This is a genomic window from Bradyrhizobium sp. B124 (assembly GCF_038967635.1).
Lineage (GTDB): Bacteria > Pseudomonadota > Alphaproteobacteria > Rhizobiales > Xanthobacteraceae > Bradyrhizobium.
The window spans coordinates 6109707-6124627 of the sequence record NZ_CP152413.1 but is presented as its reverse complement, the minus strand read 5'-3'; the positions used below and the strand labels follow the sequence as shown (position 1 = coordinate 6124627).

At 64.1% G+C, this 14921-nt stretch carries 13 protein-coding genes and 1 tRNA gene; 6 read left to right on the top strand and 8 right to left on the bottom strand.

The annotated features are described in order from the left end of the window. Positions 1-185: 185 nt before the first annotated feature. Positions 186-1730: an aspartate ammonia-lyase gene (locus AAFG13_RS29065; RefSeq protein WP_342708953.1), complete on the bottom strand. Its 1545-nt coding sequence runs from the start codon at positions 1728-1730 to the stop codon at positions 186-188. Between the two features lie 321 nt (positions 1731-2051). Between AAFG13_RS29065 and AAFG13_RS29060 the strand changes: the two genes are divergently transcribed. After that, the gene (locus AAFG13_RS29060) at positions 2052-2765 is read left to right on the top strand and encodes a hypothetical protein (protein ID WP_212311867.1); all 714 of its coding nucleotides are present in this window, start codon (positions 2052-2054) and stop codon (positions 2763-2765) included. 233 nt (positions 2766-2998) lie between these two features. Here AAFG13_RS29060 and AAFG13_RS29055 read toward each other — a convergent pair whose 3' ends face one another. Continuing rightward, a complete protein-coding gene (locus AAFG13_RS29055) occupies positions 2999-3772 on the bottom strand; it encodes a tetratricopeptide repeat protein (protein ID WP_092119914.1) in 774 nt (257 codons plus the stop codon). A gap of 298 nt (positions 3773-4070) precedes the next feature. On the opposite strand from AAFG13_RS29055, the gene AAFG13_RS29050 reads away from it, so the two are divergent. After that, entirely contained in the window at positions 4071-5324 is a 1254-nt protein-coding gene (locus AAFG13_RS29050) for a glycosyltransferase family 87 protein (protein WP_342708952.1), read from the top strand. Here AAFG13_RS29050 and AAFG13_RS29045 read toward each other — a convergent pair. From AAFG13_RS29045 to AAFG13_RS29035, 3 genes are read right to left on the bottom strand one after another with little or no spacing between them, the layout of a single operon-like run. Then, positions 5305-6051 carry an SDR family oxidoreductase gene (locus AAFG13_RS29045; protein WP_212311869.1) on the bottom strand — a complete coding sequence of 249 codons (747 nt, stop codon included), beginning with the start codon at positions 6049-6051 and terminating at the stop codon, positions 5305-5307. The genes AAFG13_RS29050 and AAFG13_RS29045 overlap by 20 nt on opposite strands. Further along, positions 6051-7421, bottom strand: a complete 1371-nt coding sequence (locus AAFG13_RS29040; protein WP_342708951.1) for an FAD-binding oxidoreductase — start codon at positions 7419-7421, stop codon at positions 6051-6053. The genes AAFG13_RS29045 and AAFG13_RS29040 overlap by 1 nt, the downstream gene beginning before the upstream one ends. 17 nt (positions 7422-7438) lie before the next feature. Next, positions 7439-8848: a UbiA family prenyltransferase gene (locus AAFG13_RS29035; RefSeq protein WP_342708950.1), complete on the bottom strand. Its 1410-nt coding sequence runs from the start codon at positions 8846-8848 to the stop codon at positions 7439-7441. Positions 8849-9255: 407 nt separating this feature from the next. Here AAFG13_RS29035 and AAFG13_RS29030 point away from each other — a divergent pair, with 407 nt between their 5' ends. Next, positions 9256-9438 carry a hypothetical protein gene (locus AAFG13_RS29030; RefSeq protein WP_342708949.1) on the top strand — a complete coding sequence of 61 codons (183 nt, stop codon included), beginning with the start codon at positions 9256-9258 and terminating at the stop codon, positions 9436-9438. A gap of 48 nt (positions 9439-9486) precedes the next feature. Here AAFG13_RS29030 and AAFG13_RS29025 read toward each other — a convergent pair whose 3' ends face one another. The 3 genes from AAFG13_RS29025 to AAFG13_RS29015 form a co-directional block, all read right to left on the bottom strand. Continuing rightward, positions 9487-10062 (bottom strand): hypothetical protein, encoded by a 576-nt coding sequence (locus tag AAFG13_RS29025; RefSeq protein WP_342708948.1) that lies wholly within the window; start codon positions 10060-10062, stop codon positions 9487-9489. A gap of 150 nt (positions 10063-10212) precedes the next feature. Beyond that, positions 10213-10289: transfer RNA gene (locus tag AAFG13_RS29020), tRNA-Arg, on the bottom strand. A gap of 218 nt (positions 10290-10507) precedes the next feature. After that, positions 10508-12013, bottom strand: coding sequence for an NAD(P)/FAD-dependent oxidoreductase (locus AAFG13_RS29015; protein ID WP_342708947.1), 1506 nt, complete (start codon positions 12011-12013; stop codon positions 10508-10510). Positions 12014-12074: 61 nt separating this feature from the next. Between AAFG13_RS29015 and AAFG13_RS29010 the strand changes: the two genes are divergently transcribed. From AAFG13_RS29010 to AAFG13_RS29000, 3 genes are all read left to right on the top strand, one after another. Further along, positions 12075-12749, top strand: a complete 675-nt coding sequence (locus AAFG13_RS29010; RefSeq protein WP_342708946.1) for a TetR/AcrR family transcriptional regulator — start codon at positions 12075-12077, stop codon at positions 12747-12749. Positions 12750-12943: 194 nt separating this feature from the next. After that, complete coding sequence (locus tag AAFG13_RS29005; RefSeq protein WP_212311874.1) at positions 12944-14041, top strand: helix-turn-helix transcriptional regulator; 1098 nt, start codon at positions 12944-12946, stop codon at positions 14039-14041. 215 nt (positions 14042-14256) lie between these two features. Continuing rightward, entirely contained in the window at positions 14257-14913 is a 657-nt protein-coding gene (locus tag AAFG13_RS29000) for a hypothetical protein (RefSeq protein ID WP_212312916.1), read from the top strand. The last annotated feature ends 8 nt before the right edge of the window (positions 14914-14921 follow it).

Here is a 14921-nt window from a genome sequence, read left to right as displayed (position 1 = left end):
CAATCCCTGTGCCGCGAGCGCGGTACATCAATTATCTAAAGTTGCTTCATCGTATCATACATCTCCGATGGACGTGTGATCGGCTTCACAAAGCGCCATCACGGACGCGTCGGCATGCGGCCGGCAGGTCCGTCCTGCAAAGGTCAAAATGGATGTTCGTCGCGCGGGATCGGTAACGCCTGCTCTCAACTGTCCTTCAACTTCGGCACGGGCTGACGGCGCGCCGGGCGGGTCATGGCTTCGAGCTCGAGCAACTGGTTGAGCTGCTCCTCGGTCAGGAGCTTTTCCTCCAGCACGATGTCGGCGACCGAGCGGTTCTCCTTCAGCGCGCGGCGCGCCACGCGCGATGAGGCCTCATAGCCGAGTGCCGGCGCCAGCGCCGTGATCAGGCCGATCGAGCCCTGCACCAGGCTGCGGCAACGCTCGCGGTCGGCCTCGATGCCATCGACGCAGCGCTTGGTCAGCGTATCGATCGCCGCCGTCAGCATGCGCAGCGAGCTCAACACGCAATAGCCGATGGTCGGCTCAAAGGCATTGAGCTGGAGCTGGCCGCCTTCGGCGCACATCGTCACCGTGAGATCGTGCCCGATCACGAGGAAGGCGACCTGGTTGACCACCTCCGGAATCACAGGGTTGACCTTGCCGGGCATGATCGACGAGCCGGCCTGCACCGCGGGCAGCCTGATCTCGCCGATGCCGGTGCGCGGCCCCGACGACAGCAGGCGGAGGTCGTTGCAGATCTTCGACACCTTCACTGCGACGCGCTTCAGCACGCCGGAGAACAGCACGAAGGCGCCGAGGTCGGAGGTTGCCTCGATCAGGTTCGAAGCCAGCACCATGGGCTGGCCCGACAGCCGCGACAGCTCCTCGACCGCAAGCGCCGCATAACGCGGATCCGCATTGATGCCGGTCCCGATCGCGGTGGCGCCGAGATTGACCTCGCGGAACAGGCTGGAGATCTCGTTCAGCCGCGCGACGTCCTCCTTCACGGTGGCATGGAAGGCGTCGAACTCCTGGCCGAGTGTCATCGGCACCGCATCCTGCAGCTGGGTGCGGCCCATCTTCAGGACATCGGCGAACTCCACCGCCTTGCCCTTGAAGGCATAGGCGAGGTCATCGAGCGCCCGCACCAGCGGCTGGGTGGCAAAGATCACCGCGAGCCGCAGCGCTGTCGGATAGGCGTCGTTGGTCGACTGTGCCATGTTGACGTCGTCGTTCGGATGCAGCGCGTGATAGTCGCCGGGCTTCTTGCCCATCAGCCCCAGCGCGACATTGGCGATCACCTCGTTGGCGTTCATGTTGGTCGAGGTCCCGGCGCCGCCCTGGATCGCGTCGACGACGAAGGACTCGGCATAGACCTTGTCGGTCGCGATCTGGGTGCAGGCCTTGTCGATCGCATCGGCCTTTTCCGGCGCGAGATAACCCAGCCGCTTGTTGGCGCGGGCGGCCGCTTGCTTCACCAGCGCCAGCGCGCGGACGAATTCCGGGAAATGGCCGACCGGCACGCCGGTGATCGGAAAGTTCACCACCGCGCGCTTGGTGTGGATGCCCCACAGCGCATTGGCCGGCACATCGTCCTCGCCGAGCAGATCGTGCTCGGTGCGGGACTGCGCCTGCTCGATCGGCACGGTGCGGACGGTCGCGATCGCGAGCTCGCTGACGCCGCCGCTGTCGCCGGAGGGTGGCGCGGCGCCTGCAGTGTTGGCGGTCTCAACCTTCGATTCGGCCATCTGTCCCTCCGTTACCTGCTGCAGATCTCGTCGTCGGCGACACCAGCCATGATGCGCCGGACAGGCATCGAAAGCCAATGCCTATCGGCAAAGTCTTGCACACCGGCGAACGAAAAGACGCGTCAAAACGGGATCGGCATGCGCGCCGCACGGAGAATTGAGGGCGTACCTTATCCGTCATGATAACAACTACTTATAGATCTACACCGCGGCTCGCGCTGCGCGAGATGCGGCTGCTTTCTCCGCCCCCTCATCGCGTGCTAGATCAGCATCGACTGGCGCAAGGGCGCTGCCGACACTGAACGAACCAAGGGCCAAACCGTGTCCAACAACAACGAAGCGTTAGCCATCAAATTCCGCTGCCCAGCGGAGCTCGAGGGTAAGATTCCAGCGCCAGTGCCTGCGTCATTGGGCCTTCCCGGATGGCTCAAGGCGATGCCGACGCAGGCCTTCAATGCGATGAGCAACCGCGAGGAGGATACCGTCAAGCGCTGCCCGCCATTCGTCGATGCGATGACATCGGGCTTCCTGATGCCGCTGGTCTGCGATCTCAAGATCGAGAATGGCGAGATCACATGGGACAACGACCTTCCGTCCGGGGGCGTGCTCGAATTCCCGCGCTCGCCGGTCGGATTCCACGACGAAAGCCAGGTGATCGGCTCGCCGCTGTTCGAACAGGACCGCTTCCTCATCAAGTTCGTCAATCTGTGGACCATCGAGGCGCCGGCGGGCTACTCGCTGTTCTTCACCCATCCGGTCAATCGGTTCGACCTGCCGTTCACCACACTGACCGGCATGGTCGATTGCGATCAGTTTCACGACAGCTGGATTCATTTCCCGGCGCGCTGGCACGACACCAATTTCAGCGGCACCTTGCCCAAGGGCACGCCGGTTGCGCAATGTTTCCCGGTGAAGCGCGAAAACTGGGTCGCGCAGACCGCGGCGATGACGCCGGATGAAACGTCGCGCGCACAGGAACTGTCCAACAGGATGGCCCGCGAGCCCGGACTCTATCGCCGCCAGTTTCGGACCTAGAGCGGGCGGGCGTGGCCGCGTTCGGGGCGGCTCCCTCCATTCGTCGTCCCTGCGCAAGCAGGGACCCATACTCCGCGGCCCGAATTGTGAACGAGACTCGTCATTCCACGATCGCACAACAATGACTAGCTGTGGTTATGGGTCCCTGCTTGCGCAGGGACGACACCGAGTGTGTTGCGCCGCTTGTGAATCATAGACCCACAGTCTCGCGACACGATTTGCCCGAGCCTTGCTTAGCTCAGAAATTTCGCAACTGCGCTGGGACGGAAGAAGAAGCGGCCATGCGATGCCATGGCCAGCGCGGACGTGGTGCGGCCGATCATTTGCGGCCGGCCGCGCAGCGCCAGACGCAGATTGGCTTCGCCGGCAGCGCGGTCGCCCATTTCCAGGAGACAGGCGGAGAAGCTGGTACGCGTCAGGGGATCGTCGGGGCGCTGCGCCAGCACTTGGCGGTAGAGATCCGCCGCAGCCGCGTATTCGCCATCGAGCAGCAGCACGCGCGCGAGCGCGGCCAGAATATCGGGATGGCCCGGCGCCACCGTGCGCAGCTTCTCCAGAATCTCGCGCGCGCGGCCGCGCTCATTGCGATGGGGCAGGATCTGCGCGAGCAGGAGCTGCAATTCGAGGCTTGCGGGCGCGAGAGCAAGCGCGCTATCGATGACGGCAACCGCCTCGTCGAAGCGGCCGGCCGCGGCCAATTGCCCTGCCAACTCCTGAAATGCGGGAAGGAACGGCGGCCGCCGCGCGGTGGTTCGCCGCAACAGATCGATTGCCTCGCTGCGGCGACCGGCGCCGCCGAGTGCCGCGCCGAGCAGGGTTTCGAGGCCGGCATCCTCGACGCGGCGCGTGGCGCGCTCGAGCGGCGCGATCGCCTCCTCGTTGCGCCGCTGGGCCATCAGCGCCCGTGCCAGGATCGAGGCCGCGCCGACATCGGTCCGGTTTGCCTTCAACACCTCCGCCGCCAGCCGCTCGGCTTCGACGACCTGCCCCATCTGCAACGCGACCATGGCGCGTTGCAGAGCCGGGGGTGGGCTGGGCCCGCGATGGGAAGGAGGCGGAGGTTTCGGCATGCGGCCCGTCATGAGATGGTTTCCCCAGCCGTTATCACTGCCGCCGACGGAGCTCCAGCGAAAGTCGCACCCCTGCACCAAGATACCGCCCGGTTCCGGCAACGCCCGCACGGGCCGATGTGATGTGTCCCGGCGGCTGTCAGGCGACAGGCGCCGAACCACGCTCTCCTGCGCGATTTTTCGACTGCTTAACCTATTCGACCTAGCCTGAACGGCCGAAACAGGGCCCGGCTTGATGTTCGCAACTACCCTCGAAGCAATTCGGTCGACCACGTCGAAGCGGACCGCCTACATCCGTGGAATCCTCGCGCTCCTGGTCATCGCCATCGTCTTCAAGGCGGTGTGGCTCACCCAAGTGGGGCTCGGGCATGGCCGCGAGCTCGTCGACTTTGCCGCCTTCTACATCACCGCAAAGCTGGTGTGGCTGGGCACCGTGGATCAGGCCTATCAGTTCGCGAAGCTTATCGTCATCCAGAGGGAGGCATCGGGCGGGCACGATGGCTTCATGTCGTGGACCTATCCGCCGCAGTTCAGCCTGCTGCTGGCGCCGTTCGCGCTGATTCCGGTCGGGATTGCCTATCTGCTGTTCGCCGCCTCGACGCTGGCGCTTTACCTTGCCGTGCTGCGCCGTCTCGCAGGCGAGAACTTTGTGCTCCTGCTCATCGTCTTCTTTCCGACCATCGGGATCACGCTGGCCTGCGGACAGAACGGCCTGTTGACCGCCGCGCTGATCGGAATGGTCTGTCTGTTTTTTGAAGAGCGGCCAATCCTCGCCGGGGCCGCCCTCGGTCTGATGATCATCAAGCCGCATCTCGCCATCGCGTTCGCGGTCTACGCCATGCTGCGGCGTTCCTGGATCGTGGTGATAATTGCGGCCGCCGTCGTGCTGATCAGCTCAGCGATCTGCACGGCGGTTTTCGGCGCGGAGATCTGGAGCGCGTTCCTGCAGAGCGTGCGCGATTCGTCGGTGTTCCTGGGGCAAGGGAATTACCCGATGCATCGCATGATCTCGATCTATGCCGCGTTGCGAACGGCAGGGATGTCCGCGTCGACAGCGTTTGTCGCCCAGGGCACTGTTGCGGTCCTGGCGCTTGCCGTCGTTCTCATCGCCGCCTTCCGGGCGATACCTGCGCGCGAGCGCCTCGGCCTGGTTGCGATCGTGTCGGTTTGCATCAGCCCTTACGCCTACGACTACGACTTTCTGATCTTCAGCGTCGGCCTGGCGCTGCTGTTGCCGGCGCTGCTGGCGAGCGCGCGAGAGTGGGAACGAGGCATCATCTACGCCTTGCCGATCCCGATCGGAGCGTTCGGCTACCTGCAAGCGACGCAGATGACGACCGCTCACCCGGGTGCGCAGTCACTCGGCACGCTCTCGATCGGCGGCTTCGCGATCATTCCGCTGATCGCGCTCATTGTCGGAATTGTGCTGCTACGCAGCTCAAGAGCGGAAGCAATCAGCGAAGCCAGCGTCAGATGCGCATCCGCTTGAAGATCGTCTCCGGCAGCGCGCAGATGATCGCCATCACGAGCCAAAATCGCCTGGCCACATAGATCACGTCCCGCGGCCTCGTCACGTCGGCCCGGTAGATATCCTCCGCGACCCGATCCGGCTGCACGGTCAGGGGCGCCGGCAGCTTCATATGCGCCGTCATCTTGGTGCGCACGAATCCGGGCTTGACGGTGACGACGCGGACCTTGCCCGCGAGCGCGAGGCGGTTGCGCAGGCCGGACAGGAATTGCGTGAAGCCGGCCTTGGCCGCGCCGTAGTAGTAGTTCGACGCCCGCCCGCGATCGCCGGCGACCGAGCTGACCCCGACAATCGTTCCCGAGCCGCGCGCCGCGAAGGCTTGCGCGAACTGTTCGAGCAGCAGGCTGGGGGCCTCGAAATTGGTCCGTATGATTGTCGTCGCAAGCTCGGGATCGGTCTGGGCACGCAGTTGATCGCCGAGTTCTCCGACAACGCACACGACGGTGTCCGGAAGCACGGAAAGGCCGGCGACGAAGCCGGCAAGCTGCCCGGTCTGCAGCACGTCGAGCGACTGAACCGTTGTGTCGACGCCGCTTCGCGTCCTGATATCGTCCGCGTTGCGCTGCGCGGCCGCAAGATCGCGGGCGGCGAGCGTCACGCGCCACCCCTCCTTCGCATAACGCAGCGCAGTCGCGTGCCCGATATCCGAGCTGCCGCCAATCACCAAAATTGATTTTGTGCCGGTCATCAAATTCCAAGCCGTGCTGAAAGATGGGACGCAAGGCGCGTGGTCGCCCCGGTCTGCTGGCGGATGTCCCGCAGGGCCGCAAGGCCGGGATATCCGGATTCGAATGTCGCGCGGGATTGCCGCGCGTCCTTGGCGAGGTAGAGCCGGCCGCCGGCATCGACCACCAGCGCGTCGAGCTGATCGAGAAACGCGAACAGCGTGTCGCTGACGGGAAAGTCCATCGTCAGGGTGTAGCCGCGCAGCGGAAACGACATCGGCCCGCCGCCGTCGCCGAGCTGCTTGAGCACCGCAAGAAACGACGCATCGCCGCGCCGGGACACCCGATCCAGGATGTCGGCAAGCACGCGGCGGGCGCGCTCGAGCGGGATCACGCATTGGTACTGCACGAAGCCGCGCCGGCCGTAGATCCTGTTCCAGTCGGCGATCGCATCGAGCGGAAAGAAATAGGGATTCCAGTGGACGAGCCGCGGCTCACCCTGGTGCGCGGCGCCGCGACGGAAATACAGCTCGTTGAACATCCGCATCGATGCGCGATTGAGCAACCAAGCGGGAAACAGCTCCGGCACTGACAGACGCTGGGTGCGAGGGTTGGGGAACGGCGCGAGGTCGGGCCCCAACCTATCGATGTCGCGGCGCGTGGCATGCTCGGCCAGATAGACCAGCGACCGTCCGAGCGCCGCGCCGCGCGCAAGGCAGTCGATCCATGCCACCGAATAGGTCGAGGACGCGTTGCTTTCCAACTGATCGATCGCCGCGTCGAGATTGCCGGCGACGCGCGTGTCCTGCCGCAGCCAGGCCGTCTCGATCGGAAGCAGCCGCAGTGTCGCGTCGAGGATCATGCCGGTCAGGCCCATGCCGCCCAGCGTCGCCGCGAACAGCGCGACGTTCTCCGACCTTGAGCAGCAAACGATCTCACCGCCGGGCAACGCAAGGCGGAATGAATCGACGATCGTGCCGAAGCCGCCGTCGCGATGGTGGTTCTTGCCATGAACGTCGGCCGCGATCGCGCCCCCGACCGTCACCAATTTCGTGCCGGGCACGACTTTCAGGAAGAAGCCGCGCGGCTCGAACGCGGCAAGGATGTCGGCGATGGTCACGCCGGCTTCAATCGTCAACTGGGCGGTCGCGGCATCGAAGCGCCGCATCCGGTTCAGGCCGCGCGACGAGATCGTGGCTTGCGTGCCGATCGCCGCATCGCCATAGGCGCGGCCCGCTCCGCGGGCGACGACGCCGGAGCGCCCGAGCAGATCATCCCGTGCGGCTGCGGGCGACTGCGGCGCCAGCAGTTCGGTCGATATTTTGGGATAGTTGCCCCAGCCGGAGAGACGAATCCCGCCTGGATCGGAGATCCCGCTTGCACGTCCTGACAACGCTACGGTCGGCATCGCTAGATGGCGGCGAGCATGATGACGCCGATCGCGCCAAGCGCGACCCAGCTGGCGCGATCGCGGAGCGCGAACATCACCGGATCATCATCGATCAATCCGCGTTGCGCGAACAGCATCACGCGGCCGATCCAGTACATCAGGATCGGACAGCAGGCCCAGAGCAGTTGCGGATGGCTGTAGAGCGCGCGAACCGTATCGGACGAGATGTAGAGCGTGAAGATCACGACGGCATTGAAGCCCGACGCGGCGGCGAGGATCGCGACCATCGACTTGTCTTCGATCCGGTAGCCGCGCGCAGCCAGCACCGCGCCGTCCGGCTGGCTCGCGAGTTCGATATGGCGCTTCACCAGCGCCAGCGACATGAAGATGAACAGCGAGAACGCGAGCAGCCATTCCGACATCGGCACGCTGATCGCGACCGCGCCGCCGATCACGCGGACGGTGTAAAGCGTCGCCAGCACGACGACGTCGACGATCGCAATGCGCTTGAGCCACAATGAATAGGATGTGGTCAGCGCGAAATAGCCGAGCAGGACGCCGCTGAATTCGACCGATATGCACAGTGCGATCACGAACGCGGCGACTAATGCCAGGGCCATCGCGCCGGCAGCTTGCGGCGCCGCGATGGCGCCGCTTGCAATCGGACGGTTGCGCTTGGCCGGATGGGCGCGGTCGGCGTTGATGTCGAGAATGTCGTTCAGGATGTAGGCGGCCGACGCACAGAGCGAGAATGCGATCACCGCAAACAGCGACGTCGCCGCCGACCCGAATGCAAATTTATGCGCGGTCAGCAACGGCACCAGCACGAGAGCGTTCTTCGCATATTGATGCACCCGAAGCAGCTTCAGCCAGCTGCGCACACCGGCCGGCGCAGGTGCAGCCGGGGCGGATCGACCGGGGCCCGCCACGCGTGACGCGAAGCCGGGCAGCGCAACCGCTTCGCCGCCGATGTAGTCGAAGCCGTGCCGGAGCACGGGCGGCAGGTCGTCGCTCCGCGAAGCGGGCGAACGGCCGCCCGAAGCGGCAGCCCAGGCTGTGAAGACGCCGAGATGCTGGGCAACCGCGCTGACGAACGGCTCGGGATGGGTTTCCGAACAGAGATAGACCGGGCGGCCTTCGCCCAGCACCTGCAAAAGGAAGGTCACAACGTCGTGGTCGAACCGTGCGCGGGATGGATCGAAGCCCGATGCATCGGCAATACGCGCTGCCAGTCCCAAGGCGGTGGCGATCGCCGTGGTGACGGCGCGAAAGCGGCCAGCGATCTCGGAAGCGATATCCGCCGGGAAGGAGCTTCGCGGGACCATCACCTCGTCGACATCGACAACGAGCGGCCGGCCCTTCGAGCGCAGCGGATCGCGAAGGGCGTCGCTGCCGCCCTCTTCAACCCGTTCTGGAACGCTGGCTCGCATGCGCGCGGTTTTCCGGTGGCCCCCTCCCCATTGTCCCGGGCTTTCCCTAATTTGGGGTGAACTGAGGGGCGGACGCCCGGCAGACCGGGAACGCAGGTACCTGCGCCTCGCGGTGGGCGGCGGCGGCCAACCGGCCACTTGCTCGGCAGCAGAGTTTTCCAGACCTCTGTCGCGGCCTGTGCATAACCGGGAAAAGCGAACAAAGCGGGACTCCGTGGTTCCCGCATGCGTAGAATTGACCTTGGTAGGTGGCGATTCGCCTGCTCATGAAAAAACCGGGCGACACCTCCCCAGGCTGCCCGGTCTTCATGTCCACACCTGAGGCCCTAAGACCTTCTGTGTTCACCAGAGGTAACAGTGCGTCTGTGATTCGGAAAGGTCAAGGGTCCGATACGAGGACCGAGACGTTGAACAAGACCAAGTTCACTGAGGACGAAGCCATCGACGTGTGGCTGCGATATTGGGCCGGTCAGTACCAGCACCAGATCGCCGCTGCTTATGTCATCAACGTGCGCGCTGTGAACCACGTGCTGAAGGAGAAGGCGCACGTCGGAAGCAAGCAGATCGCTGCTTCAAGACGCTCGGCGTAAACTGATACGGCGCGTTCGGGCGATCTCTGGATCGCCCGAACGATAATCTCAGTTGTGCAAAGCTGGGCGAGATACCAGCTGAGGCTTCGGGAAAACGTAGACTGTTCGCCTAGAGTCAACCCGCTTCATGTCCCAATCTTTATACGCGCTCCCAAGATGGAAGAAGCTTTCCTTGACGTAGTTGAAGAAGTCTTCTTGGGCGGACAGCAGTGCGACGTCGATGGGCTGCTTGTTGGCGAAGAGGCTCGTGAATGAGCCCTGCCCCGCCAGCTCTTCAAGATTGACGAAGCACAGGCCTTCATGGCTGGTCCAGTACCATGTGCAGTGCGCGTACTGGTTCCTGATCTGCCGGCACCAATCCATGTCATCGAGCACATTTGCGAGCTCAGTTTGTAGCCCCGCCTTGGTCAATTCGGGCGTGAGCAGCTTGCCCGCAATCGTGATCCTACGCTCGGCAGACCTGACGCCGAACAGCTCCTTGATTGGAGTGACGAACTGGCCTTCCACGTCGACGAGGCAGTTCAGCATCGAGGTCTCGACTTCGCCGTAGCCGGCTAGCAACCGCCCGAGTATGACGCCCTCCTGAAAGGCCTCGGACTCCTTGAAGCAGGGCATCAACGACATGACATTATTCCAATCCGACCCCACGCCCGCTTCGCGCCGTGCCCCCAATACGCCCCCGAACGGTTCGCGAGGTCCGACGCGTCAACGGCCGTACAAAAAGCGAAATCGCAAAGCACGCCGGTAAATGTTGGGTTTCTTTCATCGGAAAAATGGCGATCCCGGGAAGACTCGAACTTCCGACCTACGGTTTAGGAAACCGTCGCTCTATCCGGCTGAGCTACGGGACCGCACCGCCCGCTGCAAAGCATGCGGGCGTCGCCCTCCCATAGCAGAGGTGCCGAATGATCGCCAGCCCGCGCCACACTAGAGCGTATTCGAGCGAAGTGGGCGCCGGTTCGTGTGAAGAAAACGCGTCAAAACAAGAAGCTAGGGCAGCGGTTCTGATCCAATCAGAACCGCTGCTCGAGGCGGGCGCGAAGTTGCGCTGAGTTCGGCGCTGCGCGCGCTACGCCACCTGCCGGGCCGGATTCGCAGCAGCATTCGCCGCGCTGGCCCGGCGCGCCGGCAGAAACTCGATCGCCTCGTCCTTCAGCGAGCCGAAACGCAGCGTCATGATATCGAGCGCATAGTTCTGGTAGAGCCGCCACGGCCGGCGCGAGCCCTGTTTGGGGAACCTGGCGGCGGCGCGCTGGATATAGCCCGAGGAGAAATCCACCCAGGGCAGTTCGGCCACGGTCGGATCGTTCCGCCGCGGCGTCACTTGCGCGTAGCCGTTCGCCTTCATGTGGTTGAGCATGCGGCAGACATATTCGCAGGTCAGGTCGCATTTCAGCGTCCAGGATGCGTTGGTGTAGCCGAAGGCCGCGGCGAGATTCGGCACGCCCGAATACATCAGCCCCTTGTAGTTCATGGTCTTCGACAGATCGACCGGCACGCCGTCGACCTTGATCTCGAGCCCGCCGAGCACCTGAAGATCGAGGCCGGTCGCGGTCACCACGACGTCGGCATCGAGCACATTGCCGCTCTTGAGCTTGATGCCCCCACGCGTGAAGGTCTCGATCTGGTCGGTCACGACAGACGAGCCGCCGCTGCGCAGCGATTGGAAGAGATCGCCGTTCGGGACCAGGCAGAGCCGCTGGTCCCACGGATTGTAGCTCGGCGTAAAATGGGTGGCGACGTCGTAATCGGGGCCAAGCGCGTGGCGCACGCCGCCGAGGATCAGCTTCTTCACGCGCTCCGGATCGCGCTTGCAGAGCCGGTAGAAATACATGCCGAACAGCACGTTCTTCCAGCGCGTGAGGCCGTAAGCGAGTTTTGCGGGCAGCCGCGCCCGCAGCCAGTTGGCGACCTTGTCCTCGTCGGGCCGCGCCACGACATAGGTCGGCGAACGCTGCAGCATCGTGACATGGGCGGCGGTCTTGGCCATTTCCGGCACCAGCGTCACCGCGGTCGCGCCGCTGCCGATCACCACCACGTTCTTGCCGGCATAGTCGATGTCATCGGTCCACTTCTGCGGGTGGACGACGCGGCCGGCGAAATCGGCGATGCCGGGGAAGTCAGGCGTGTAGCCGTGCTCATACTTGTAGTAGCCGCTGCACATGAACAGGAAGCTGCAGGTGAGACGCTCGATCGTCTTCTCCGGCCCGCGCTCGACCTCGACTGTCCATTGCGAGTCGGCCGACGACCAGTCGGCGCGCACCACGCGGTGGTTGAAGCGGATGTTCTTGTCGATGCCGTACATGCGCGCGGTCTCGCGCACATAATTCAGGATCGACGGGCCATCGGCGATCGCCTTCGGCTCGGTCCAGGGCCGGAACGAATAGCCGAGCGTGTACATGTCGGAGTCGGAGCGGATGCCGGGATAGCGGAATAGGTCCCAGGTCCCGCCGATGCAATCGCGGCCTTCGAGAATGGCGTAGCTGCGGTCCGGGCAGTTGGCCTGCAGATGATAGGCGGCACCGATGCCCGACAGCCCGGCACCCACGATCAACACGTCGAAATGAGCAGACATGCCCTGACCCTCCCGCGACAGAATTGACAATCTGTATTGTCAGATAACTTGACATCTGACAATGGCGCGTGTCAATACACATTTCATGGCAAGCAGCCGGAAAGCCCGCCTCTATGGCGGTATGGACGCCGAGGAACGCCGCGCCGAGCGGCGGCTGAAGCTGATCGATGCGGCGATCGAGGTCTATGGCGAGGTCGGCTATCGGGTCGCCACCGTGAAGGCGATCTGCGAGGCGGCCGAGCTCACCGAACGCTATTTCTACGAATCCTTTTCCAACAGCGAAGCCCTGCTGATCGCCGCCTACAACCATGTCGTCGGCCACCTCCACGAGGAGATGACGGCTGCCGCGGCGGCCGCCGGCGGTGATGCCGAGATGAGGCTGCGCGCCGCGCTGACGCTGTATTTCACGCGTTTGAAGGAGCACCCGAAGCCCGCGCGGGTCTTCCTGCTCGAGATTTCCGGCATCAGTCCGGCGGTCGACGCCGTCAAGCTCGACGCCCTGCGCGTCTTCAGCGACATCCTGGTGCCGCCGACGCTCGATCCCAAACACGGCGACAAGGCCGCGGCTGCCACGCTGCTCTCGATCGGCATGGTCGGCGCGGTCATCTCGATCGCGCTGCGCTGGGTCTCGAAGCAATATCCGCAAGCCGTCGAGGACGTCGTCGCGATCGCCGCCAGCTTCTGCCGCGTGGCATTGACCGAGGCCGATCGCCGCCGGGATCTGCATTTGCTGTAGCGGTGGGCTCGCGCCACTCGCCGATTTTCGATCATGTTTCGTCAGGGTTTGCGGGCCCGCCCCTCGGCCGTGCCGCTGATTTAGCTTGCATATCTGGCGGTCCGGGCTTTCTTATGCACGGTAGCGGGAGCAAACGGGTCCGACCTGTTTCGTCCTGTGAAACAACAAAAACAGCATCAGGCGGAGCTGAGCCTTTGGTCGACGTGCACAGGCTGGACGACGTGACCGCGCGCCTTGGCGACGTGGTTCTCGATCCCGCGACCTGGCCGTCCTTTATGGACGAGGTCTGCGCGGCCGTCGGCGCGACCGGGGCTGCGATGCTTCAGAGCGATATCCGCACCGAAGACATTCCGCGCACGCAATCGATCACCGACTATTTCACCAAGACCTACTTCCCGCAGAATTTTCATCTCACCGACATTCGCGCGGCGCGCGGCGTGCCGCTGATGCTCGCCGGCACCAACGTCATCACCGACGCCGACCTGTTCGGCGGCGAAACCGAGATGCTGCGCGACCCGCTCTATGCCACGCTCGGCGAGTTCGGGCTGAAATGGTTCGCGGGGATCGGCTTCCGCGCCGGCCCGGCATTGTGGGCACTCAGCATCCAGCGCACGCCAAAGGAAGGCATGTTCGATGCCGACGAGGTCAAGGCACTCTCGAGAATATCGGCGCGGCTGACCGAAGCCGCGACGCTGTCCACCGTCGTCGGGCGCTCCGCAATCTCGGGCATCACCAGCGCGCTCGACCTGATCCAGGTCGCGGCGATTGCCGTCGGCCGCTTCGGCGCCGTCATCGGCATGAACAGCCAGGCGGAAGCCTGCCTCGGCCATGAACTTGCGATCCGCAACAACCGCCTCACTTTGCTCGACCGGCAGGCCAATATCGATCTGACCAGGCTGATCGATCTGCTGGCCCACAGCTCGGACCTGCACCCGCTCCCGACATCGCCGATCGTGGTGCGCAGGATCGACAAGCGGCCGATCGTGATCCAGATGCAGCCGGTGCCTCCGGCCGCACGCTCACCGTTCTTGGGCGCGCGCGCGATCCTGTTGATCCGTGATCTCGAGGGCAACGCCGCATTCGATCAGGCGCTGCTGGCGGCGGCGTTCGAGCTGACGCCGGCGCAAGCGCGCCTTGCCACGCGACTTGCGCGCGGCGATTCGATCGAGGCGGCCGCACGGGAAGCCGGCATTGCCCTTGCCACCGCGCGCAATCAGCTCAAGACGATTTTCCAGAAGACCGGCACGCATCGGCAGGCGGAACTCGTCGCATTGCTGCACCGGGTGAAATGAACTATTCGAGGCGAATTGTTCCAATTTCCGGCGCGCCGTTACGGTAAGAATTCTTGATAAATTGCAATTGCGTACAGCGATTACTCGATCAGCCCAACGGCTGATCTGCGACTTAAATGATCAGGGAAATCGTCCGGTTCCGGGGTGACAAGCGTCACTAAAATGGCGACAATCTGGTCACTCTGTGTCGTTCGGATTTGGTTGCAATGTCCGTGATGCCGTCACGATCATCGACGTTGGCTATTGCCACTTTTGTCGCCGCGTTCGCGCTGGCGCCGACGACCGCGCACGCGCAATGGTGGCGCAGCGCGCCGAAGGATTTTGAGGATTGCGCCGACCTCGCCGAGAAGGCGAAGTCCAGGGAAGACAAGACCGCGCAACTCGCCGACTGCAATGCCAAGTTTGCCGGACGCCGCAAGCCCGGCGGCGGCTACACCTATTACGACTTCATGCAGGACCGCAGCTTCGACATCGCCGGCCCCAATCCGACGCCGGACGAGCAGAGGAAGATCGACCAGGAATATACCGGTTATCTCGAGAAGGAGCGCCGCTCGAGCATCGTCGCGGCGTTCAATGCCAAGCAGCTCGAGCGGCAGGAAAAGCAGCCGGTGCGGCCGCCGCCGCTTCAGCAGGCGTCACTGCACGGCGAGCCGGTGCACAGCGAGCCGGCGAAAGTCCCGGCCCCGGTCGCACGGCCGGTCAAGCCGCGGGTTGCTGCTGCCCCTCTTCCCAGGGTACGGCCGCAGGCAGCGAGTTGCGTGAAGGGTACGTTCTCCTGCGAATGGCCGCGGCTTTCCGAAGGATTGGACGGCCTGAAGAAATTGTTCACGCCGGCATCTCCGCCGCCGACCAAGGTTGCGAAGCGAAACTGACGCTAGAG

Coding starts and splice junctions, on each gene's coding strand:
- AAFG13_RS29065 (WP_342708953.1), bottom strand. CDS start 1,730: ATGGCCGAATCGAAGGTTGAGACCGCCAACACTGCAGGCGCCGCGCCA.
- AAFG13_RS29055 (WP_092119914.1), bottom strand. CDS start 3,772: ATGGTCGCGTTGCAGATGGGGCAGGTCGTCGAAGCCGAGCGGCTGGCG.
- AAFG13_RS29050 (WP_342708952.1), top strand. CDS start 4,071: ATGTTCGCAACTACCCTCGAAGCAATTCGGTCGACCACGTCGAAGCGG.
- AAFG13_RS29045 (WP_212311869.1), bottom strand. CDS start 6,051: ATGACCGGCACAAAATCAATTTTGGTGATTGGCGGCAGCTCGGATATC.
- AAFG13_RS29035 (WP_342708950.1), bottom strand. CDS start 8,848: ATGCGAGCCAGCGTTCCAGAACGGGTTGAAGAGGGCGGCAGCGACGCC.
- AAFG13_RS29025 (WP_342708948.1), bottom strand. CDS start 10,062: ATGTCGTTGATGCCCTGCTTCAAGGAGTCCGAGGCCTTTCAGGAGGGC.
- AAFG13_RS29015 (WP_342708947.1), bottom strand. CDS start 12,013: ATGTCTGCTCATTTCGACGTGTTGATCGTGGGTGCCGGGCTGTCGGGC.
- AAFG13_RS29010 (WP_342708946.1), top strand. CDS start 12,075: ATGGCGCGTGTCAATACACATTTCATGGCAAGCAGCCGGAAAGCCCGC.
- AAFG13_RS29000 (WP_212312916.1), top strand. CDS start 14,257: ATGCCGTCACGATCATCGACGTTGGCTATTGCCACTTTTGTCGCCGCG.